This window comes from Roseobacter cerasinus, from assembly GCF_009811755.1.
Classification (GTDB): Bacteria; Pseudomonadota; Alphaproteobacteria; order Rhodobacterales; family Rhodobacteraceae; genus Roseobacter; species Roseobacter cerasinus.
On the sequence record NZ_BLIV01000002.1, the window covers coordinates 534,200 to 553,094 of the forward strand.

General features: G+C 62.8%; 17 protein-coding genes. 11 read left to right on the top strand and 6 right to left on the bottom strand.

What is annotated here, in order from left to right; genetic code table 11:
- Window positions 1–45: 45 nt before the first annotated feature.
- From gnd to So717_RS06430, 3 genes are read right to left on the bottom strand one after another with little or no spacing between them, the layout of a single operon-like run.
- A complete protein-coding gene (gnd, locus tag So717_RS06420) occupies window positions 46–1,443 on the bottom strand; it encodes an NADP-dependent phosphogluconate dehydrogenase (RefSeq protein WP_159975385.1) in 1,398 nt (465 codons plus the stop codon).
- A complete protein-coding gene (locus So717_RS06425) occupies window positions 1,440–2,336 on the bottom strand; it encodes an SMP-30/gluconolactonase/LRE family protein (RefSeq protein WP_159975386.1) in 897 nt (298 codons plus the stop codon). The genes gnd and So717_RS06425 overlap by 4 nt, the downstream gene beginning before the upstream one ends.
- A gap of 39 nt (window positions 2,337–2,375) precedes the next feature.
- The gene (locus So717_RS06430; RefSeq protein ID WP_159975387.1) at window positions 2,376–3,407 is read right to left on the bottom strand and encodes an L-idonate 5-dehydrogenase; all 1,032 of its coding nucleotides are present in this window, start codon (window positions 3,405–3,407) and stop codon (window positions 2,376–2,378) included.
- Between the two features lie 111 nt (window positions 3,408–3,518).
- On the opposite strand from So717_RS06430, the gene So717_RS06435 reads away from it, so the two are divergent.
- The 3 genes from So717_RS06435 (at window position 3,519) to So717_RS06445 (ending at window position 7,588) form a co-directional block, all read left to right on the top strand.
- The gene (locus tag So717_RS06435) at window positions 3,519–4,277 is read left to right on the top strand and encodes an SDR family oxidoreductase (protein WP_159975388.1); all 759 of its coding nucleotides are present in this window, start codon (window positions 3,519–3,521) and stop codon (window positions 4,275–4,277) included.
- Window positions 4,278–4,550: 273 nt separating this feature from the next.
- Window positions 4,551–6,287 (top strand): type I secretion system permease/ATPase, encoded by a 1,737-nt coding sequence (locus So717_RS06440; protein ID WP_159975389.1) that lies wholly within the window; start codon window positions 4,551–4,553, stop codon window positions 6,285–6,287.
- Window positions 6,284–7,588, top strand: coding sequence for an HlyD family type I secretion periplasmic adaptor subunit (locus tag So717_RS06445; RefSeq protein ID WP_159975390.1), 1,305 nt, complete (start codon window positions 6,284–6,286; stop codon window positions 7,586–7,588). The genes So717_RS06440 and So717_RS06445 overlap by 4 nt, the downstream gene beginning before the upstream one ends.
- Before the next feature lie 9 nt (window positions 7,589–7,597).
- Here the strand turns inward: So717_RS06445 and So717_RS06450 are convergent, their stop codons facing one another.
- A complete protein-coding gene (locus So717_RS06450) occupies window positions 7,598–8,440 on the bottom strand; it encodes an LOG family protein (protein ID WP_159975391.1) in 843 nt (280 codons plus the stop codon).
- Window positions 8,441–8,582: 142 nt separating this feature from the next.
- Between So717_RS06450 and dapD the strand changes: the two genes are divergently transcribed.
- From dapD to rnr, 6 genes are all read left to right on the top strand, one after another.
- A complete protein-coding gene (gene dapD, locus So717_RS06455) occupies window positions 8,583–9,410 on the top strand; it encodes a 2,3,4,5-tetrahydropyridine-2,6-dicarboxylate N-succinyltransferase (protein ID WP_159975392.1) in 828 nt (275 codons plus the stop codon).
- 72 nt (window positions 9,411–9,482) lie between these two features.
- Window positions 9,483–10,394 carry a hypothetical protein gene (locus So717_RS06460; RefSeq protein ID WP_159975393.1) on the top strand — a complete coding sequence of 304 codons (912 nt, stop codon included), beginning with the start codon at window positions 9,483–9,485 and terminating at the stop codon, window positions 10,392–10,394.
- Between the two features lie 9 nt (window positions 10,395–10,403).
- The gene (locus So717_RS06465) at window positions 10,404–10,757 is read left to right on the top strand and encodes a DUF8846 family protein (protein WP_159975394.1); all 354 of its coding nucleotides are present in this window, start codon (window positions 10,404–10,406) and stop codon (window positions 10,755–10,757) included.
- A 91-nt stretch (window positions 10,758–10,848) separates the two neighbouring features.
- The gene (gene dapE, locus So717_RS06470) at window positions 10,849–11,997 is read left to right on the top strand and encodes a succinyl-diaminopimelate desuccinylase (RefSeq protein ID WP_159975395.1); all 1,149 of its coding nucleotides are present in this window, start codon (window positions 10,849–10,851) and stop codon (window positions 11,995–11,997) included.
- Window positions 11,994–12,413 (top strand): GNAT family N-acetyltransferase, encoded by a 420-nt coding sequence (locus tag So717_RS06475; RefSeq protein ID WP_159975396.1) that lies wholly within the window; start codon window positions 11,994–11,996, stop codon window positions 12,411–12,413. The genes dapE and So717_RS06475 overlap by 4 nt, the downstream gene beginning before the upstream one ends.
- A 70-nt stretch (window positions 12,414–12,483) precedes the next feature.
- Window positions 12,484–14,739 carry a ribonuclease R gene (gene rnr / locus So717_RS06480; protein ID WP_159975397.1) on the top strand — a complete coding sequence of 752 codons (2,256 nt, stop codon included), beginning with the start codon at window positions 12,484–12,486 and terminating at the stop codon, window positions 14,737–14,739.
- On the opposite strand, the gene So717_RS06485 is transcribed toward rnr, so the two are convergent.
- Window positions 14,736–15,443, bottom strand: coding sequence for a glutathione S-transferase family protein (locus tag So717_RS06485; RefSeq protein ID WP_159975398.1), 708 nt, complete (start codon window positions 15,441–15,443; stop codon window positions 14,736–14,738). The two genes, rnr and So717_RS06485, sit on opposite strands and share 4 nt — an antisense overlap.
- An 81-nt stretch (window positions 15,444–15,524) precedes the next feature.
- On the opposite strand from So717_RS06485, the gene So717_RS06490 reads away from it, so the two are divergent.
- Both So717_RS06490 and So717_RS06495 read left to right on the top strand, forming a co-directional pair.
- On the top strand, window positions 15,525–16,244 hold the full coding sequence (locus tag So717_RS06490) for a helix-turn-helix transcriptional regulator (RefSeq protein WP_159975399.1): 720 nt from the start codon (window positions 15,525–15,527) through the stop codon (window positions 16,242–16,244).
- A 69-nt stretch (window positions 16,245–16,313) separates the two neighbouring features.
- The gene (locus So717_RS06495; RefSeq protein ID WP_159975400.1) at window positions 16,314–17,645 is read left to right on the top strand and encodes a lytic murein transglycosylase; all 1,332 of its coding nucleotides are present in this window, start codon (window positions 16,314–16,316) and stop codon (window positions 17,643–17,645) included.
- A 70-nt stretch (window positions 17,646–17,715) separates the two neighbouring features.
- On the opposite strand, the gene So717_RS06500 is transcribed toward So717_RS06495, so the two are convergent.
- The gene (locus tag So717_RS06500; protein WP_159975401.1) at window positions 17,716–18,894 is read right to left on the bottom strand and encodes an ABC transporter permease; all 1,179 of its coding nucleotides are present in this window, start codon (window positions 18,892–18,894) and stop codon (window positions 17,716–17,718) included.
- Between the last annotated feature and the right edge of the window lies 1 nt (window position 18,895).

Consider the following 18,895-nt stretch of genomic DNA (forward strand, 5'->3'; position numbering starts at 1 on the left):
GCGCAAGGTTACACAGCTTTTGCCGAAAGCAACATGCCCCAGGCCTTAGTCCGCCCACGGCCCGTGCTGATCCGTGCTGTCATCGTCCAGCCGGGCGAACCCGTGCAGTCCGAAATAGTCGCGCTGGCCCTGAATCATATTTGCCGTGCCGCGCGCGGTGCGCATGGCATCGAAATAGGCCAGCCCCGAGGCCAGAGCGGGTGCTGCGATCCCGTGCAGGGCAGCTTGGGCCACCACTTGCCTGAGGGCTGTGTGACCTGCTTTGAGGTGATCAGCGAAGTACGGCGCAAACATGAGATTGCGCGCGGGGTCATCGGTCAGGGCGTCAGCCATATCGTTGAGCATCTCAGACCGGATGATGCAACCTTCGCGCCAGACCCGCGCAATCTCGGGCAGCGGCAGCGCCCATCCGAACGCCTCTGACGCGGCGGCGATCATGGTGAACCCCTGCGCATAACAGAGGATCTTGCCGCAGATCAGCGCCTGTTCCAAAGTGTCCTCGTCAAGTGTGCCGGGTGGCATGGGTGTTGGCGCGGCACCAAACACCGCCTCGCCTTGCGCGCGGGTCTCGCGCCGTGACGACAGGTTGCGCGCCACAACAGCGGCTTCAATCGCGGGGACGGGGGCCGCGAGGTGTTGGGCTTCTATCACTGTCCAGCGTCCGGTACCTTTCTGGCCTGCCGCGTCGACGATCACATCAAGGAGAGGGCCGCCCGTTGCCGGGTCAGTTGTGCCTGCGACCATGCCCGAAATCTCGATCAGGTAGGATTTCAGCGCCCCGTCGTTCCAGCGGTCAAACACGGTGCCAACCGCAGGCGCGTCATAGCCCATGCCGTCGCGCAGCACGCCATAGACTTCGGCGATCATCTGCATATCTGCATATTCGATGCCGTTGTGCACGGCCTTGACGAAATGTCCCGCGCCCTCCTCGCCCATCCATGTGGCACAGGGCGTGCCCTCGTATTTGGCGCTGATCGCTTCAAGGATATGCGCCACACGATCCCAATGGGCGCGATCCCCGCCGCCCATGATCGAGGGCCCATGTCGCGCACCCTCTTCGCCGCCCGAGACGCCAATGCCGAGGAACGGGCCCGTGGCCTCCCGCATGCGGCGGTTGGTGTCGTGGAAGTTTGCGTTGCCCGCATCGATGATCAGATCATCCGGCCCTAGCAGCGGGCGCAGCGCGGCAATCTGCGCGTCCACGATCTCGCCCGCAGGCACCATCAAGATGATGGCGCGGGGCTTCGCCAGTGCGGCGACGAAATCCTCCAGCGTTTCGGTGGGCGTGACGCGGCTGGCAAGCTCACCCGCCTCGCTGTGAAAGTCCCGCGTCACCTCTGCTGTGCGGTTATAGACCGCAATGCCAAAGCCCTTCTCCGCGATGTTCAGCGCCAGCGCGGACCCCATGGTGCCAAGGCCGATGAGGCCGATGTCGCTGCTCATGGAAATTGCACCCCGCGCCGGTTCAAGGTGATGCGGTAGAGGCTGGTTGTGGCGGTGATGTAAAGCTCGTGCTTGGCGCGCCCGCCAAAGCAGATGTTCGAGACCAGCTCGGGCACCAGGATCTTGCCCAGCAGCCGCCCGTCCGGCGCGATGCAATGCACGCCATCGGCGGCGGAGGACCAGAGGTTGCCATCACTATCCAGACGGAAGCCGTCCGCAATGCCCGTGTCTATCTTGTGAAAGAGCCGCCCGTTCTCAACGCCATCTTTGGTAACATCATAGACACGGATGTGCTGCGCATCCTCGCTGAACATGCGGCCCGTGTCTGCCACGTAGAGCAGGCTTTCATCCGGCGAGAAGGCCAGCCCGTTGGGGCAGTTCATATCGTCAACCATCACGTCGAGCGCGCCCGTCTCGGGATCCGCCCGGTAGACAACGCAGGCGTTCTCCTGCGGGCTGGCGAAGCCTTCGTAGTTGGTCATGATCCCGTAGTGCGGATCGCTGAACCAGATCGACCCGTCGGATTTCACCACAACGTCGTTGGGCGAATTCAAGGGCTTGCCATCAAAGCTGTCAGCGATCACCGTAATACTGCCGTCATGCTCCGTCCGCGTGACCCGGCGCGTGCCGTGCTCGCAAGAGATCAGCCGCCCCTGCCGGTCGCGCGTGTGCCCGTTGGCGTAGTTCGACGGCGCGCGGTAGGTGGTGATGCCTACCTCGGGCGTCCAGCGCAGGATGCGGTTGTTGGGGATGTCGGAGAAGAGCAGGCAGCCCGCATCGCCGAACCACACCGGCCCCTCGACCCAGTCAAAACCTGTGGCCAGCTGTTTGACCGGCGCGTTACCCAGCACGTATTGGCCAAAGACCGGGTCGTGCACCTCAAAGAATGACATGTGATTGTCCTCCCATTTCTTGTTGTTGCTGTGGCGCCCTCAAGCAAAGGCGATCTGTGCCTTCATCGCCTGCGTTCGGTCGCTCGCCAGTTCAAAGGCCGCCACCGCATCTGCCAGATCGAGGGTCTGGGTGATCAGCGGTTTCACGTTGATCAGGCCCTTTTGCATCAGCTCAACGCCGGTGAAGAACTCCTCGTGAAAGCGGAACGAGCCACAGAGCCGCAGCTCCTTCGCCGTCAGTGCCTGCAGCGGAACTGTCATGTCGCCCCCGAGGCCAAGTTGCACGATCACGCCGCGCGGACGCAGCGCCGCGATACCGCTGGCCAGCGCCGGGGCCGCACCGGTGCATTCAAAGAGCACATCGAAAGTGCCCTTGTCGGCCTCATAGGCTTTCAACGTGTCGGCATCGCTGCCCACGTTGATGGCCTGATCGGCCCCGTTCTGCCTGGCCATATCAAGGGTGAAATCCGTCAGGTCGGTTGCGACAATCTCGGCCGCTCCGGCGCGCCGGGCGGCGAGGATGCACAACAACCCAATCGGCCCGCACCCGGTGACGAGCACGCGCTTGCCCAGCAGCTCGCCCGCCTGCCGGGCCCCGTGTAGGCACACGGCCAGCGGTTCAGCCATGGCGGCCTCGCCTGGGGTCAGCCCGTCGGCTGGTGCGCATTGCCGCTGATCGGCCACGAGCATCTGGCGGAACGCCCCCTGAATATGCGGAAACGGCATGGCGGAGCCGTAAAAGCGCATGTTCAGGCAATGATTGTGTTTGCCCTCGTCGCAATAGCGGCAGGTCCCGCAGGGGCGCGATGGCGACACGGCCACGAGCTGCCCGACCTCCAGCCCCTGAACCTCCGCGCCAAGGGCGGTGATGTGGCCCGACACCTCATGTCCGAGGATCATCGGTTCTTTGATGCGGATCGTGCCCATCCCACCGTGTTGATAGTAGTGTAGGTCCGATCCGCAGATCCCGCCTGCGGCAATGGCCACCTGAACTTCGCCCGGGCCGGGCGTTTCTTCGGGCGTTTCTTCGATCCGCAGATCGCGGGGCGCGTGGATCACCAGTGATTTCATGAGGTCCTCTCCCGGGCCTTTGGATGCGCGGCCCTTAGCTTGCTTGACTTCGTGAGTTACCGGTAACATAACCGTCTTCGAAATTGACGTCGAGCGCAAAGAGGAACCCCGATGAGCCTAAATCTGTTTGACCTGAACGGGCGTCGCGCCCTGATCACCGGCTCTTCTCAAGGCATTGGTTTTGCCTTGGCAAAGGGGCTGCAGGATGCGGGCGCCGAGGTCGTGCTGAACGGCCGCGATACCGCCAAGCTGGAGGCGGCGGCGGCCAAACTTGGTGGCGCTGTAAAGATGCTGCCCTTCGATGCGACCGATCACGACGCCGTGCGCGCTGCCGTTGACGGGTTTGAGACGGATACCGGATCCATCGATATTCTGGTCAACAACGCGGGCATGCAGCACCGCACCCCGCTCGAAGACTTTCCCGCCGACGCGTTTGAGCGGCTGATGCAGACCAATATCGCCAGTGTGTTCCACGTTGGCCAAGCCTGTGCGCGGCATATGATCGGGCGCGGGCGTGGCAAGATCATCAACATCGCATCGGTGCAGACCGCCCTCGCCCGGCCCGGCATTGCGCCCTACACGATGACGAAGGGCGCTGTGGCAAACCTGACCAAAGGCATGGCCACCGACTGGGCCAAGCACGGGCTGCAGTGCAACGGGCTGGCGCCGGGCTATTTCGACACGCCGTTGAACGCGGCTTTGGTGGCTGACCCGGAATTCTCCGCCTGGCTGGAGAAGCGCACCCCCGCAGGACGTTGGGGCAAGGTCGAAGAACTGGTCGGCACCTGTATTTTCCTGGCCTCCGATGCGTCTTCTTTTGTGAATGGCACAACCGTCTTTGTAGACGGCGGCATCACAGCTTCGCTTTAAGACCTCCACGCGCCCGGGCAGATGGTGTCTACGCATCATTGCAGGATGCTTTGCGGCGCGGGATCTCTCTGATACACCGATCTCTGATGGGCCATCGGCACAATGTCGGTGGTCTTGAGACTTTGATAAAACCCTTTTGATAGAGACATTGCGACGGCCAGTGGCAAGACCCTGCGATAATGCATGACCTAAAGGCGACAGCGCCGCCTTGGTGCGCGCAAGCCTTCGGTGTATAGCGCTCCCGGCTGAACACAGGACAAGACGGACACCCGCATGCAGACATCTTACGCAAAGATTGGGGCCAAGGAACTGCGGACCGTGCGGCGGCGGAGCCGAGGGCTCTACTGGGCTGTGGCGCTGTTCAGCCTCTTTGCCAATTTGTTGATGCTGACCGGGCCGCTTTACATGCTGCAGGTCTATGACCGTGTGCTGGGCTCTGGCTCTCAGGAGACGTTGCTTGCGCTTTCCATGATCGTGATTTTCATGTATGCAATCATGGGGTTGCTGGATTACACCCGTGGCCGGGTCATGGCACGGGTCGGCGCGCGGTTCCAGTCTGATCTTGACCGGCGGGTCTTTGACGCGGTGATCCGTAAGTCCGTTGTGGCTCCGGATCTGAAAACGCAAACCGGCTTGGCAGATTTGGAATCGGTGCAACGGCTGATGACTTCTCCGGTTCTGATGGCCGCGTTTGACCTGCCGTGGACCCCGGTGTTTTTCGCAGGCATTTTCCTGTTCCATCCGATTCTCGGGTATTTCGCGGTGGGCGGGGCCGTTGTCTTGATCCTGATTGCGTTGGCCAACCAGCTGCTCTCACGTGAGCCGCAGGCGGGGGCGACACACGCAGGTCATGTCGCGTCGCAAATGTCCGATCAGATCCGCAACGAATCCGAGATGGTGCAATCCATGGGGATGCGCGACGCCGCATTTTCCCGGTGGCAAACCGCACGGGGCGAATCGCTTGGGCGCACCGTGCAGGCGACGGATGTGACTGGCTTATTTACATCTTTGACCAAGTCACTGCGACTGCTGTTGCAATCGGCGATGCTGGGGATCGGGGCGTATCTGGTGTTGCAAAACCAGATGACAGCAGGCGCGATGATCGCAGGCTCGATCCTGCTGGGCCGCGCACTGGCACCGGTTGAGCTGGCCCTGAACCAATGGCCGGTTGTGCAGCGCGCTTTCAAAGGTTGGGACAGCTTGAGCGAACTTCTGGGTGCTGTTCCGGAGGAACGAGACAAGACGCCGCTGCCCGCGCCCAAAGCCAAGCTTGCAGTGAAGCTGCTGAGTGTCGTGCCTCCGGGGGACAAACAAGCCAGTCTGAAATCGCTGTCGTTCGAGGTGAAGCCGGGGCAGGCGGTTGGTGTGATTGGCCCATCCGGTGCGGGCAAATCCACGCTGGCGCGCGCGTTGACAGGGGCCTGGGCACCCACCGCCGGGTCCATCCGGCTGGATGGGGCAACGCTCGATCAATACGCGCCGCATGTGCTGGGCCAGCACATTGGATATCTGCCCCAGCGCGTGCAGCTCTTCGACGGGACGATCACAGAAAACATCGCGCGGCTGGAAAACAGCCCTGACCCTGAACAAGTCGTCATTGCGGCCAAGAAGGCGGCGGCGCATCAGATGATCCTCGATTTGCCAAACGGTTATGACACAGTGATTTCGTCAGGCCAGTCTCGCCTCTCGGGCGGGCAGATGCAGCGTATCGGCCTGGCGCGCGCGCTCTATCGCAACCCGGTGATTGTTGTGCTGGACGAGCCGAACTCGAACCTCGACAATGAGGGCAGCCAGGCGCTGAACATGGCGATCCGGTCCCTGAAGAAAGCGGGCAGTTCGGTGCTGATCATGGCGCATCGGCCCGCAGCGATCCAGGAATGTGACCTGCTGCTGGTGCTCGACAATGGCATGCGGGCCGCCTTTGGCCCCAAAGAGGAGGTGCTGGCCAGCATGGTCAAGAACCATCAACAGATCAAACAGGCGCCTGCCGCCGCCGGAGGTGTGTCATGAGTGGCGAACAGGGCTGGTCGGCGCGCAAACAGCTCATCTTGGGCTTTCTTGGTCTGATCGTGCTTGTCGGTGGTTTCGGAACCTGGGCGGCGCTGAGCCAGATTTCGGGCGCTGTGGTGTCCTCGGGTCGTTTCGAGGTGGATCGCAACCGCCAGATTGTCCAGCATGAAACGGGCGGCACCGTGGCCGAAATCCTTGTTGATGAAGGGGATGATGTCGCAGCGGGCGATCTGCTGTTGAAGCTTGATGGCGCGCAGCTGACGTCGCAATTGGCGATTGTGGAGGACCAGCTCTACGAGCTGATGGCGCGCCGCGGACGTCTGGAAGCCGAACGCGACGAGAGCGACACCATCGATTTCGAAGAAGAGGTTTTGGCCGCCGGTCAGGTGGATCAGGACGTGCAGGAGCTGATCGAGGGGCAGCAGAACCTCTTTAACGCGCGCCGTGCATCTGTCGCGCAAGAGATTGAGCAGCTGTCCAAACGGTCCGGCCAGATCCGCAGTCAGATCGTGGGCATTGATGCGCAGGAGGTTTCCCTGTCGCAGCAGCTTGCGTTGATCGAGGAGGAACTGGCCAACCAGAAATCTCTGCTGGAGCGGCAATTGACGCAGGCGGGCACGGTTCTCAGCCTGCAACGGGAATCCGCGCGGCTGAACGGCCAATTGGGCGAACTTGCGGCGTCCAAAGCGCAGGCTGAAGGGCGCATCACCGAGATCGATATCGAACGGCTCAAGCTCTCCACTGGCACCCGCGAGGAAGCGATCACCCGCCTGCGCGACCTGCGCGCGCGCGAGTTGGAGTTGATGGAGCAGCGTAATGCCCTGCGGGAGGAAATTGACCGCCTGAACATCCGTGCGCCTGTCTCGGGTATTATTTATGGTATGCAGGTGCGCACCCCACGTTCGGTCATTCGCGCGGCGGAGCCTGTTATGTTTCTCGTCCCGCAGGACCGCCCGCTTGTCATCGCGGCGCGGGTGGATCTGATCCACATCGACCAGTTGGTCGCGGGGCAGGATGTGACGCTGCGCTTGTCCGCGCTTGATCAGCGCACAACGCCTGAGCTTTACGGCAGCGTGGTGCAGATCTCAGCCGACGCCTTCGAGGATGAAGCGACAGGGCAGAGCTATTATCGCACCGAGATTGTTCTGAACGACGGCGAGGTCGATAAGCTGGCCGAAGGCACGGTTCTGATCCCCGGCATGCCGGTGGAAGCCTATATCAAGACCGGCGACCGCAGCCCGCTGGCCTATCTGGTCAAGCCCATGGCGGACTACTTTGCCCGGGCGTTCCGCGAAAGCTGAGAGGCGGGCCTAGTCGCGCCCCGGAATCTTGACACGGGGCGGCAGATCGGCCCAGCCATCGATCAACGTCATCGCTTCGGACGCGCTGTCGACAAAGCGGAAAAGCGACAGATCTTCATCCGAAATGGTGCCCGCGTTGGCCAGCGCCTCCCAGTTCAGGATGCGCTCCCAGAAGTCGCGGCCAAAGAGCATGACAGGCACCGGCTGCATGCGCCCCGTCTGGATCAGCGTCAGCGTCTCAAAGAGTTCGTCCAGCGTGCCAAAGCCGCCGGGAAAGACGCAGATCGCTTTGGCCCGCATCAGAAAATGCATCTTGCGGATCGCGAAGTAGTGGAAGTTGAAGCAAAGCTCTGGCGTGACATATTCGTTGGGCGCCTGCTCATGCGGCAATACGATGTTCAGCCCGATGGAGTGCCCGCCTGCGTCGCGCGCGCCCCGGTTGCCCGCCTCCATCACGCCCGGCCCGCCGCCGGTGACCACCACGTTTTCGCGCCCGTTGCTCTCCAGACTCTTGAGAGTCATCAACCGCGAGAACTCCCGCGCTTCATCATAGAAATGAGACAGCTCTGACAGGGTTTTGGTGCGCGCTGTGTGTTTCTCCGTCGGGCTGGGGATGCGCGCCCCACCAAAAAGTACAATCGTGCTGGTGATGTTATGCGCATCCAGCATCATCTCGGGCTTCAACAGCTCCAGCTGCAAGCGCACGGGCCGCAGCTCCTCCCGGCAGAGGAAATCCTCATCCGCAAAGGCCAACCGGTAGGCGGGCGCACGGGTCTGCGGTGTATCGGGCACCTCACGGGTGGCATCGCGGTCTGTATGCGCATCACGCAAGGGGTGGCGGGGTCTGTTCATCTCGGTTTCTCCGATGCCTCGTCTCTAGTGCAGGGGGACATGTTGTGCGCCAAGATGCAATGGTCTGGCGGCAGATGGATTGCGCGTGTGACACCGGACTTGTATAGGCGCTGCAGATTAACTTTTCCTTTGGGGGACGCTCATGTCGAACGCGCAGCTGGAAACCGCTATCGAAGCCGCATGGGAGGCGCGCGACACGATCACGCCCGTAACCAACGGGGAAACCCGCGAGGCCATCGAAGACACGCTTGCCGCGCTCGACGGGGGCGGACTGCGTGTGGCTGAGCCGCAGGAGGATGGCAATTGGCAGGTGAACCAATGGGCCAAGAAAGCGGTTCTGCTGGGTTTCCGCATCAAGGATATGGAGCATCAGGTTGGCGGCCCGCAAGGCGGTGGCTGGTGGGACAAGGTCGACAGCAAGTTCGCAGGCTGGGGCGACAACCAGTGGAAAGCCGCTGGTTTTCGCGCGGTGCCGAACTGTGTGGTGCGCAAATCGGCCTATATCGCGCCCGGCGTGGTGCTGATGCCGTCTTTCGTGAACTTGGGCGCTTATGTGGATGAAGGCACGATGGTCGACACCTGGGCGACTGTGGGCTCCTGCGCGCAGATCGGCAAGAACGTACACCTCTCGGGCGGCGTCGGCATTGGCGGCGTGCTGGAACCGATGCAGGCTGGCCCCACGATCATCGAAGACAATTGCTTTATCGGTGCGCGCTCGGAAGTGGTCGAAGGCTGCATCGTGCGCGAAGGCTCGGTGCTTGGCATGGGCGTGTTCATCGGAAAATCCACCAAGATCGTCGACCGTGAGACCGGTGAGGTCACCTACGGCGAAGTGCCCGCAGGCTCCGTGGTGGTTGCAGGGTCGATGCCGTCGAAAAACGGCATCAACCTCTACTGTGCTGTGATCGTCAAGAAGGTGGACGCGCAAACCCGCTCCAAAACCTCGATCAACGAGTTGCTGCGCGACTAGGCGCGGGGGCGGTTTCGGCAAAAACCGACGCGCTGATGCAATCCGGTAACCCTCTTGTCGTATGGTGTCGCCATGCGAAGTGCGCCGGTGCCCATATCGTTCCAAACCCTACAGGTCGTCGCCGATCTGCGCGCCGTTGTCGTGGCTGGGGCCGACGGCTTGGCTGCGCATTTGGCAGCTGAGAAAGAGCCCCTGCTGCGCCGGGTGATCGACGACCAAGGCTGCCTATTGTCCGCCGAGGATGCCGAGGCGCTGCGTGAGGATCTGCTTTTGGTGGCGGCTCGGCCAGATCAAGGGCTGGCGGATTTCCTGGCCGCCACGGCGCTGTTGCTGGCCGATCGGTTGCAAGGGGGTGCCGGGGCCGATGATCTCTATTGGAACTGGGACGCCTTTGCCGGGCACTACCGCAAAGGCCCCGCGCCTGTCCGCGCGGCGGTGCTGCATGGGTTTCGCCTGGCGCATGCGACCCGCCGGGTCAATCTGGAGCATCCGCCCGAGGGGCGCGGCCTCTACACATACGACGCCGCCGATCTGCAGCGGTTTCTGACGCTTGTCGCACGCAGCCTGTCGCCCGTGCAGCGCGATCATGTTTGCCGATCCGCTCCGGCGGACACGCGCGCGGTGCATCGCACGGCGCTGGATAATTGCCTGGATGGCAGCTGCCGTCTGTCTGACTACGGCACCTGGTTTCCGCGTGAAGTGGTCGAGATGGTCTCGCTGCAGCCGGAGCATGTGGGCTTTGCGCCCGCGACGGCGCTGCTGCTGCTCGACTGTATCGCCACCCGCGATGCCGAGGGTCGCATGGCGTTTCGTTGGGCAGAACTGGCGCCACACTACGTGCAAATGACGTCCAAGGCGCGCGGGGCGATCCTGGCCGGGGTGCGGCACCTTTACGAGACGTCGCCCGATTGGGCGCCCTATGCGGGCTGGGCGCCGGACCGACTGGTTGAAAAAGCCGTTGTAGTGCCCTTCGCCAAGGCCTAACACCAAGCTATGGCAAAAGACAAAAGCAAATCCAGACAGCAGGTCTATACGCTGGTTGTGCAGATCGGGCGCAAAGAGGGTGACGGGCTGCCCAAGGACGCCAGCGGCGCGGGCCTCGTGGTCTTTGCTTCCGGTGTGGATGAGGCCGAGGCGGTGCGCGAAACGGTGGCGGTGCTGAAACAGGCGGAGACGGCACCGCTCGACGTGACGGGCTATGGCACCTTGGAGGAGCGTCTCGCCGAAGGGCATGAGATCGACGCGGAGGAGCGTGGCTTGATGCAGCGGGCGCTCGATGAAAACGCCGTGATCATCGCACAGATGCAGCCGTTTTATGGCGACGCGCCGGAGGTCGAGGCGGACTGAGCCTCGAATTTCTTGGCCCCACCCCTTGGCATTGCGGGCGTTTCGCCACAAACCTGTGCGGCAAATGGCTCTTGATCAGGAAGGAAGCCCAATGTCCGGCACCGACCCCGTCGCTTTGACGGCAGATCTGGTGCGCTGCCCTTCGGTGACGCCGGCGGATGAGGGCGCGCTTGATGTGTTGCACACCCTGTTGACAGCAGCAGGCTTCGACTGCACCCGTGTGGATCGTGGCGGCATCTGCAACCTCTATGCGCGCTGGGGGGCGAAGGGTCATGCGCGGACCTTCGGCTTCAACGGGCATACGGATGTGGTGCCGGTCGGTGATGAGGCGGCCTGGACCGTGCCGCCGTTTGGCGCTGAAATCAAAGACGGTGTCCTCTACGGGCGTGGTGCAACGGATATGAAATCTGGCGTCGCGGCCTTTGCCGCAGCAGCGGTTGATTTTGTCCGTGACACCCCGCCCGACGGCGCCATTGTGCTGGCGATCACCGGAGACGAGGAAGGCGACGCGGTGGATGGCACCACAGCCCTGCTGGATCATATGGCGAACACGGGAGAGCAGCTGGACGTCTGCCTTGTGGGTGAGCCCACCTGCCCCGACCGCATGGGCGAGATGATCAAGATTGGGCGGCGTGGCTCCATGTCGGCCTGGATTAAGGTGATCGGCAAACAGGGGCACGCGGCCTATCCGCATCGTGCGCTCAACCCCTTGCCTGCGATGATGCGCCTGATGGACCGGCTGGCCCGTCATGAGCTGGATCAGGGCACCGCGCATTTCGACTCGTCGACGCTTGCCGTTGTCACGGTCGATACCGGCAATGCCGCGACCAATGTGATCCCGGCGGAGTGCTCGAGTGCTGTGAACATCCGCTTTAACGACACGCACAGCGGCGCGTCGCTGTGCACCTGGATCAAGGAGGAACTTGCGCGGATTGAAGCTGAATTCGGGGTGCAGACTGACGTGCGGATCAAGATCTCCGGTGAGAGTTTTGTTACCCCGCCCGGTGCCCTGTCTGATCTTGTGGCCAGCGCCGTCAAGGCGGAAACGGGCCTGACGCCGGAACTCTCCACCACCGGCGGCACCTCTGACGCGCGCTTCATCAAGAGCCATTGCCCGGTGGTGGAATTTGGTCTTGTGGGACGCTCCATGCATCAGGTCGATGAGCATGTGGAGGTTGCGCACATCCGACAGCTCAAGGCGATCTATACGCGAATTCTGCAAAGCTATTTCGCGCAATGACCCGGATTACCCAAACCGCTGATCTGCAGGCGTGCCATGCGTTGCGGCGTGCCGTCTTCATGGAGGAACAGGGGATCAGCGAGGCCGATGAGTTCGACGATCTGGACCAGGGCGCGCTGCATTTCCTGGCCGTGCAGGATGGCCATGCGGTGGGTACGGCGCGCCTGCTGATCTCCGGCGATACCGCGAGGGTTGGGCGCATTTGCGTGCTGAAAGACCAGCGCGGCACCGGGCTCGGGGCGCAGCTGATCGGGGCCGCGCTTGAGGTGGCGCGGGCGCAGCCGGGCGTGCAACAGGCCCGCCTTGGGGCGCAGGTCTCCGCGATTGCGTTCTATGAAAAGCTGGGTTTTGTGACCTGTGGCCCGGTCTATGATGACGCGGGCATTCCGCACCGTGAAATGAGCTGCGCGCTGTGATGTCGGGCTGATCCCCGCGCCTACGTGATTTGCGCATGACGGCACCCGACGCGCGTGTTACCTGAGGGGCATGACCCGCATCCCCACGAAATCGGACATCCTCGACTGGATCAGCGAGAACCCCACGCTGACGGCCAAGCGGGACATCGCCAAAGCCTTTGGCATCAAAGGCGCCGCCCGGATTGACCTCAAGCGCGTGCTCAAAGAGCTGGAAGCTGAGGGGCATCTGGAAAAGCGCAAGCGCAGCTATCAGGACCCGGACCGCCTGCCGCCGGTGAGCGTGCTGCAGGTCACGGGGCCGGATGCCGAGGGCGATCTCTTCGCCAAGCCGATGGAATGGCATGGCGAGGGGGTGGAGCCGGTGGTCCTGGTGATCCCGCGCGCCTCTGATCCGGCGCTCGGGGCGGGGGACCGTATTCTGGCGCGGCTGACCCTGATCAAGGGAGAGACGCATCACTACGAGGCGCGTTTGATCAGGCGCATCGGCACCAACCCGCGCCGCGTGCTGGGGGTGTTTCGCAAGACGGCGGAAGGCGGTCGCATTCTACCGATCGACAAAGGCTCGGACACCGAATGGGCGGTGTTCGGTGACGCGACCCATGGCGCCAAGGACGGCGAGTTGGTCGAAGCTGAGCAGGCTGGCCCCAAGGTGCGCATGGGGCTGCCGCGTGCCCGGATCGTGCAGCGGCTAGGCGATCCGTCAGCGGCCAAGGCGGTCTCGCTCATTGCAATCCATCAGCATGGCATCCCCGACGCCTTTCCCGACAAGGTGATCGCTGAGGCGGACCGCGCCAAGCCGATTGGCTTGAAGGGTCGGGAAGACCTGCGCGATCTGCCCTTGATCACCATCGACCCTTCAGATGCACGGGACCATGATGACGCCTGTTATGCCCATGCGGATGACGACCCGACCAATGAGGGCGGGCACATTGTCTGGGTCGCTATTGCCGATGTCGCGGCCTACGTCACGCCCGGCTCCGCACTGGACACGGAGGCACGGACGCGCGGCAACTCCACCTATTTCCCCGACCGCGTGGTGCCGATGCTGCCCGACCGGCTCTCGGGTGATCTCTGTTCGCTGCACGAAGGTGTGCCGCGTGCATGTATCGCCGTGCGCATGGTGCTGGATGCGTCAGGCAACAAGCTGTCGCACAGTTTCCACCGGGGCCTCATGCGCTCGCCCGCCGCGCTGAACTACGAAGAGGTGCAGGCCGCCATCGACGGGCATCCAAACGACCGCTGCGGCCCTTTGTTGGAGCCGGTTCTGAAACCGCTCTATGCCGCCTATGCGGCGCTGGCGGATGCACGTGCCCGGCGGCAACCACTGGATCTGGACCTGCCCGAGCGGCGGATCGAGCTGGATGACGATGGCACCGTGACCTCGGTCAACTATAAGGACCGGTTGGATGCGCACCGTCTGATCGAAGAGTTCATGGTACTGGCCAATGTCGCCGCCGCCGAGACGCTGATCGCCACGAAAGTGCCGCTCCTCTTCCGGGTGCATGAGGAGCCGAGCCCGGAAAAGCTCGACAGCCTGCGCGAGACAGCCAAGGCCAGCGGCTTTGCGCTGGCCAAGGGGCAGGTGCTCAAGACCGCGCATCTCAACCGGCTGCTGAACGATGCGGCAGGCTCTGACGAGGCGGAGCTGATCAATATGTCGACCCTGCGCGCGATGACGCAGGCCTATTACAGCCCGCAGAACCTCGGGCACTTTGGGTTGGCCCTGCCGCGCTATGCGCATTTCACCTCGCCCATTCGCCGTTATTCCGACCTGATCGTGCATCGCGGGCTGATCACGGCGCATGGCTGGGGTAAGGACGGGCTGCAAACCACCGAGCACGAGGAGCTGGAGGCCATTGGCACCCATATCTCCGAGACGGAGCGCCGCTCCATGCTGGCGGAGCGGGACACGACCGACCGCTACATGGCGTCTTATTTGAGCGAGCGGGTTGGCAATGAGTTCGAAGGGCGGATCAGCGGCATCGCGCGCTTTGGTGTGTTCGTGAAGCTGGATGACAGCGGGGCTGATGGGCTGGTGCCCATGCGCTCCATAGGGCGCGAATACTTCCACTATGACGGTGAGGCGAACACGTTGATGGGGTCGGACACGGGCCGGATCATCAGCCTGGGCCAGCGCGCCACCGTGCGCCTGGCCGAAGCCAGCCCGGTGACCGGAGGCATTGCGCTGGAGTTGCTGGCGCTGGAGGGCAACGCGCTGCCACAGGGCAACAGGTCCCCAGCCGGGCGCGTGCCGCGCAGACGCACCGTGAAAGCCAAACGCAAGGGCAGCAAGGTCAGCCGCAAGCTGCGACGCAGCCGGCGCTAAGCGGCTCTCCGGTCGCCCAGCATTTGCTCCACACGGTCGATGTAGCCCATCAGCACCGCGTTTTCGCGAATGCGGCTGGACAGCGCCGTTTCTCCCGGGCTGGAGATCGCGGCACTGAGCATAGGGCCGACACTCGCGTCCGCCGCTGAGGGCGTCTCACCAAAAAGGAACCGGTTCTGCCACAGACGGGTGACGATCGCTTCCAGATCAGGCTCCAGCCGCGCCAGCCGTTCGGCGGGTGTGAAGCGGCCCAAGCCCTGCACTTGCATCGCAGACAGGATCTTGCGGCGGACCCGGTTGGCGACAAGCCTGCGCAAGGGGCGCGGGACCGAGGCAAAGTAGGTCTCGCGAATAGCGGGCCAGGCCAGATCGTCCTCCCAGCGGTCCAGAACGATATGGAAATAGAGATGCTCTTCGGCCATGCGGATGAAGGCGCGCGAGGTCGATTTGTCCATTTCGGTTAAGCCATGGTCGAATGCCGCGCCCTGGGCTTCAAGGTAGCTGCGGATCATGTCGCTGTCGGCAATCAGCTGATCCTCGGCCCGGATCACCGGCAGTTTCTGATGCGGCATCATGCGCGGGTCCAGCGTGTCTTCGCGGGTCCAGCGCAGGCCGGAGAGGTTGAGAAGATGTGCGGCCTTGATGCAGAAGGGGCTGCCGGAAAACTGGCCGAAGGCGGGAGGGTAGGTGAGCAATGTGATCATGAGGGCCTCCTTTTTTCTGATGGGCAAGAGTTATACGGGGATGCTGTCAATTTCTGTCACCACTTCTGCTAGAGTGATCTTATGAGCCGCACCCACCGCCTCTTTCAGATGATGCAAACGCTGCGCCGCTTGCCGCCGCCCGTGACGGCCAGTCAGTTGGCCGACGAGATGCAGATGTCGCCGCGCACGATTTACCGGGACATCGACGCGCTGCGCAGCATGGGTGCTGTGATCGATGGCGAGGCAGGTTTTGGCTACACGCTGATTGAGGATGCGGCGCTGCCGCCGCTTGGGTTTGAGGATGACGAGCTTGAGGCGCTGGTGCTGGGGCTACGCGATGTGGCGGTGATCGGCGATCCGGCGCTGGCCAAGGCGGCGCGGTCGGCGCTGGCCAAGATCAAGGCGCGGGTGCCGCCCCGGCAGGCGCATCGGTTGCAACATGCGGTGCTGGACGCGCATCGCTTTGTCAGCATGCCGGCCATCGAAATTGATGTGGCGGCCCTGCGCGCGGCGACCTGGGATGAGGTCAGCATTGCGTTTGACTATTGCGACCGCAATGGGGCCGAAACGGCGCGCGAGGTTGACCCGCTTGGGCTTGTTTACCTCGACAAGACCAATGTGTTGATGGCCTGGTGCCATCTGCGCGAGGATTTCAGGACCTTTCGGTTGGACCGGATGCGCAATTTTCAGCGCACTGATCACAGTTTCCGTCCGCGCAGGGTGCCGATGCTGCGGGAGCATCTGGAGCGGATCCGCCGCGAGATTGCGCGCACGGCAAAGGACCGCATAACCGCTGATTGAATCCTTTTGAAATGGCCCGTTTTGCGTTATGCTCGAAGGCAATAAAAAGAGCAGCGGTTAGGGCATATCATGCGAAAGAATGCGTTTTGGGCGGTTGCTTTTGCGACCGGACTTTTGGGAACAGGCGTTGGTGCAGTGGGGGCGACGTCGTCCTTGAGGCCGGTCTTGCGGCCAGCGGAGCCTGTGGTTGAGAGGATCTCCGTCGTGGCATCAGCCTTGCGCCCCAAGTTGCGACCGGAGGTGCTGTCGACGACACCCACGCCTGTGACACAGGTGGCGTCGCATGCGGGGTTCAACCGTTGGATCGACGGCTTTCAGCGCCGTGCACAGGCGCAGGGCATCCGGGCGTCGACCTTGCGGGCGGCGTTCAGCGGGGTGCGCTATGATGCGGATGTGATCCGCCGCGACCGCAATCAGTCGGAGTTCACCAAGACGATCTGGGAGTATCTCGACAGCGCGGCCTCTGACACGCGAATTCGCAATGGCAAGGCGGCGCTGCGCAAGCACAATCGCACGCTTGATGCCATCGAGGCGCGCTATGGCGTCGAGAAAGAAGTAGTTGTCGCCGTCTGGGGGCTGGAAAGCGCCTATGGGGAGTATCGCGGCTCCAACGATATTGTTCAGTCGCTGGCGACGCTCGCCTATGACGGGCGGCGTGGGGCATTCTTTGAAGAGCAGCTGATTGCGGCGCTGAGAATTCTGCAGAACGGTGACACCAGCCCGCGCAACATGACTGGCAGTTGGGCGGGCGCCATGGGGCACACGCAATTTATCCCAACGTCGTATCTGGCCTATGCGGTGGATTTCACTGGAGACGGTAGGCGAGATATTTGGGCGGATGATCCGTCAGATGCGTTGGCGTCGACGGCAGCTTATTTGAAGCGATTTGGCTGGGTGAAGGGCCAGCCCTGGGGCGTTGAGGTGCAGTTGCCGCGCGGGTTCGACTATGCGCAGGCCAGCCGCAAGGTGACCCGTAGCCCGGCGCAATGGGCGCAGATGGGGGTTGTGGATATGCGCGGGCGTGCGGTGCCGAACCATGGCAATGCGTCGATCCTGCTGCCTGCCGGCGGGCAGGGCGCGGCATTCATGATCTTCAAGAACTTCGCTGTAATTGAGCGCTATAACACGGCAGACGCCTATGTGATTGGCGTGGGCCATCTGAGTGATCGGATCAAGGGCGGCCCTGCAATCAAGGCGAGCTGGCCGCGCGGCGACCGGGCGCTGACATTTGCGGAGCGCAAGGAGATGCAGCAGCGTCTGACGCGGGCGGGGTTCAGCACGCAAGGGGTCGATGGGCGGATTGGGCCCAAGACCATTGCGGCGGTGCGCGCTTATCAGCGCAGCCAGGGGCTGGCGCCGGATGGCTATGCCTCGCTGAGTTTGCTCAAGCGGTTGCGTTAGGAGGTTTTTGTTGTCCGGTCTCGGAGAGACCGGACGGCCTCCGGCGGGCATATTTCTTGAACAATGAAGGTCAGCCCGGTGACATGCCGCGCAGCCTTTCAGAGCGGCGGCGGAGCAGTTCGACCACGGTGAGCAGGGCGACGGAGATGATCACCAGGATCGTGGCTACGGCGAGAATCGTCGGGCTGATCTGTTCGCGCAGTCCGGTGAACATTTGCCAGGGCAGGGTTTTTTGACCAGCGGAGCCGACGAAGAGCACGACGACCACTTCGTCAAAGCTGGTGATGAAGGCGAAGAGGCCGCCTGAGATCACGCCTGGCAGGATCAGCGGCATCTGCACGCGGAAGAAGGTGGTGACGGGGCCCGCGCCCATATTGGCGGCGGCGCGGGTGAGGGAGTTGTCGAAGCCCACGAGCGTCGCCGTGACGGTGATGATCACGAAAGGAATGCCGAGGGCGGCGTGGGCGAGCACGACGCCGGTGTAGGTGCCTTGCAGGCCAATGCGGCTGTAGAAGAAGTACATGCCTGCGGCGGAGATGATCAGCGGCACGATCATTGGCGAGATCAGGATCGCCATGATGGCCCGGCGGAAGGGGACGTGTGCTTGGCTGAGGCCGATGGCTGCCAATGTGCCGAAAGCGACGGAGAGAAAGGTGGCGGCGGGGGCGATTTTGACCGAGTTGGCCAGCGCGCCTTGCCAGTCGGAGTTGGTGAAGAAGTCTTCGTAATGTTTGAGTGAATAGCCCGCGGGGTCAAAGCGCAGCATCTCGGGCGTGAAGGTAAAGAAGTCCTGCGCGTTGAAGCTGAGCGGCATGACCACCAGGATCGGGGTGATCAGAAAGACGAGGATCGCACCGCAAATGACGCGGAAGCTGTGGTGCCAGAGCACTTGACCCGGCGTGAGATAGAGCGGCACGTAGGCCCTGTAACGCCCCTCAAATAGCCAGAAGATAAACCAGCCGAAGACCCAGCCGAAGACGGCACCGATCAGGGCAGCGGCGAGTCCGCCGAGGACAAGACCACCCACGGCCAGAAGGGCCGTGAGGCCCCAACGGCTGGAGCGCTCGGCCTCGATCAGCTGCGTGATGGCGAAGGCACAGCCGCTCATCAGCAGTGCACCCGCAACAATACCCAAGAGCGAGCTGCCCTGCGCCGCGCCAATAAGAAGGCCGGCAAGGGCCCCTGCAAGTGCCACAACAGGTACGTAAAAAGAGACAGGCGTGCGGGACACGGGCGTCAGTGTGGACATG

Bases quoted from the DNA above. Each gene is read 5' to 3' on its own strand.
- gnd (WP_159975385.1), bottom strand. From the start codon at position 1,443: ATGAGCAGCGACATCGGCCTCATCGGCCTTGGCACCATGGGGTCCGCG.
- So717_RS06425 (WP_159975386.1), bottom strand. From the start codon at position 2,336: ATGTCATTCTTTGAGGTGCACGACCCGGTCTTTGGCCAATACGTGCTG.
- So717_RS06430 (WP_159975387.1), bottom strand. From the start codon at position 3,407: ATGAAATCACTGGTGATCCACGCGCCCCGCGATCTGCGGATCGAAGAA.
- So717_RS06435 (WP_159975388.1), top strand. From the start codon at position 3,519: ATGAGCCTAAATCTGTTTGACCTGAACGGGCGTCGCGCCCTGATCACC.
- So717_RS06440 (WP_159975389.1), top strand. From the start codon at position 4,551: ATGCAGACATCTTACGCAAAGATTGGGGCCAAGGAACTGCGGACCGTG.
- So717_RS06445 (WP_159975390.1), top strand. From the start codon at position 6,284: ATGAGTGGCGAACAGGGCTGGTCGGCGCGCAAACAGCTCATCTTGGGC.
- So717_RS06450 (WP_159975391.1), bottom strand. From the start codon at position 8,440: ATGAACAGACCCCGCCACCCCTTGCGTGATGCGCATACAGACCGCGAT.
- dapD (WP_159975392.1), top strand. From the start codon at position 8,583: ATGTCGAACGCGCAGCTGGAAACCGCTATCGAAGCCGCATGGGAGGCG.
- So717_RS06460 (WP_159975393.1), top strand. From the start codon at position 9,483: ATGCGAAGTGCGCCGGTGCCCATATCGTTCCAAACCCTACAGGTCGTC.
- So717_RS06465 (WP_159975394.1), top strand. From the start codon at position 10,404: ATGGCAAAAGACAAAAGCAAATCCAGACAGCAGGTCTATACGCTGGTT.
- dapE (WP_159975395.1), top strand. From the start codon at position 10,849: ATGTCCGGCACCGACCCCGTCGCTTTGACGGCAGATCTGGTGCGCTGC.
- So717_RS06475 (WP_159975396.1), top strand. From the start codon at position 11,994: ATGACCCGGATTACCCAAACCGCTGATCTGCAGGCGTGCCATGCGTTG.
- rnr (WP_159975397.1), top strand. From the start codon at position 12,484: ATGACCCGCATCCCCACGAAATCGGACATCCTCGACTGGATCAGCGAG.
- So717_RS06485 (WP_159975398.1), bottom strand. From the start codon at position 15,443: ATGATCACATTGCTCACCTACCCTCCCGCCTTCGGCCAGTTTTCCGGC.
- So717_RS06490 (WP_159975399.1), top strand. From the start codon at position 15,525: ATGAGCCGCACCCACCGCCTCTTTCAGATGATGCAAACGCTGCGCCGC.
- So717_RS06495 (WP_159975400.1), top strand. From the start codon at position 16,314: ATGCGAAAGAATGCGTTTTGGGCGGTTGCTTTTGCGACCGGACTTTTG.
- So717_RS06500 (WP_159975401.1), bottom strand. From the start codon at position 18,894: ATGTCCACACTGACGCCCGTGTCCCGCACGCCTGTCTCTTTTTACGTA.